Raw genomic sequence first — 2,130 nt, forward strand, 5'->3', positions numbered from 1 at the left:
GGTCGCCAAACTTAGATTATTTCAACTCATTTGTGTTTGTTATATTTACGTAATGATATTATATCATGTTTCGAAAATAATCAAACACAGCTGACTCTTTTTCGTATTACGAAAGGGAGTCTTTTTGTATGAAAAACGAAGAAAATGGCCAAAAAATCGAAATGGGGTTAACCGGACACTCTAATAGCCGGTCAGCGTCCTATAAAACGGGAATTTCGAAAAATATACAGGTTAGTTTTGACATGATTACTGTTGTGGGTGCTTTGATACCTGAAAGAGAAAGCCAAATAAAAAAGCATATTGAAAATAATCCAGAAATTAATTTATGGGATACTGGTTTTGATAGATTCAAATGTAACGTTTTTAATAATAAAGTTTATGTTGAATATAACCGTAAGCAGGCACAAGCGATGGGGCGAAGTGAAATTAGAGTTGAGTTCAATCCAAATGAATTGAGTGAGAATGAGAAACAAATTATTCAATTCGTGTTTTTAGATAATATGCGTAACAAAGATTTTTCGAGAATAGATTTGGCTTTTGATATTGAAGATAACTTAGCTGATTATTACTCGATGTGTGATAAAGCAGTTAAACAAACGCATTTCTACGGTATTGATGGAAAAGTGGAAACCAAATATTTTGGTGTTCGTGAAAGTGATAGATATATTAGAATTTATAACAAAAAGAAACAATTGAGCGAAGTGAAAGAACAGGAAATTAGTGCAGATCATTTGTGGAGAGTTGAATTTGAGTTAAAGCGTTCAAGAACTAAAACTTGGGATAAATGCTTTGATGATATACACCTTCTTCAGCCAAATTGGAAAACGATTGAAAAAAGCAGTACGAGAGCAATGGTGTATATGCTCCTGCATGAACATGGTGAATGGGGAAAAATAGACAAAAATTTAAAAACGAAATATAGAAAAATAATTAAAGAAATATCTGAGGTAAATATCTCTGATGATTTGAGAAAAGTTTTGAGCGAGCAACATCAGAGATTGAGCGAAGAACTTGAGAATTATATAGCCATATCACATCATGATAAAATGTTTGATTTTGACTTTGGTCATTAGGTTTTAGGCTAGCATTAGCTAGCCTTTTTTTGTGCCAACAAAAAACTAAAGGGGATATGGGGAAACCCCCATCAAGCTGGCTATTCAGAACGAAGTGGCTAGAATAGACGACGCTTGCCAAACCCTAATTAAACTTGATATTTTTATATTACAAATGTAAGATGAAAATTAAGAGATTAATATTATCACGAAGTGAGAGGGTGGGATTGATGAACGATGAAAACAATTTGATGGCTAGCGACAAACTGCGTGAGCCCCGTCGCAAAGAGCCAAAGCAAATCAGTTTTAGAGTGAGTGAACAGGAATATGAAAAGTTAAGGGAATCTGCCGAAACATTGAATATGAGTATACCTGCATTCGTGAAGAAAAAAGCGGAAGGCAGTCGATTAGTGGCTCCGAAATTTGATAAGGAAACACGGCAAGTGATTGTTCGAGAGTTAAGTGGAATCGCAAATAATACAAATCAAATCGCAAAAGTATTGAATACGAAATATGTAGATGCAGATGATTTGAATCGGAATTTGCAAGCGTTGAGAAATGAAGTGAATGAACTATGGCAACGACTAAATTAGGTAACAGTAAACAAGCGAGCAGAGTAATTAATTATGCTGAAAAACGTGCGGTTGAAAAAAGTGGAATGAACTGTGATCCAAATTATGCGAAAGCGCAATTTAAGTCATTGAGAGAGCTTCATGGAAAAAATGATGGGATACAAGCACATACAATCATTCAGTCGTTTAAACCGCATGAAACGACTGAAAAACAGGCGAATCAGATTGGATTGGAATTGGCTGAAAAGATAGCAGATGGTTTTCAAGTGTCCGTGTATACGCACAATGATACAGAACATATTCATAACCATATTGTGATTAATGCCGTCGGATTGGACGGTCAAAAGTATAAGAGCAATGCAAAGCAGCGATATCATGTGAAAGATATGAATGATGAACTGTGTCGAGAGCATGGTTTGTCTGTGGTTGAGCAGAAAAATGCAGACATGAATTATACCTTGGCTGAAAAATCAGTATTAGAAAAAGGTCAATCGAGTTGGAAAGAT

General features: G+C 35.1%; 3 protein-coding genes. All 3 read left to right on the forward strand.

Annotated elements, in window-relative coordinates; translation table 11 throughout:
- Positions 1-128: 128 nt before the first annotated feature.
- On the forward strand, positions 129-1,073 hold the full coding sequence (locus tag BO48_RS16710; RefSeq protein WP_139373609.1) for a replication initiation factor domain-containing protein: 945 nt from the start codon (positions 129-131) through the stop codon (positions 1,071-1,073).
- Positions 1,074-1,282: 209 nt separating this feature from the next.
- Complete coding sequence (locus BO48_RS16715; protein ID WP_078801601.1) at positions 1,283-1,645, forward strand: MobC family plasmid mobilization relaxosome protein; 363 nt, start codon at positions 1,283-1,285, stop codon at positions 1,643-1,645.
- A partial coding sequence (locus BO48_RS16720) for a relaxase/mobilization nuclease domain-containing protein (RefSeq protein WP_496369265.1) occupies positions 1,627-2,130 on the forward strand: 504 nt, incomplete at its 3' end. The genes BO48_RS16715 and BO48_RS16720, both read left to right, overlap by 19 nt.

It is taken from the genome of Lacicoccus kunmingensis DSM 17847, from assembly GCF_059568765.1.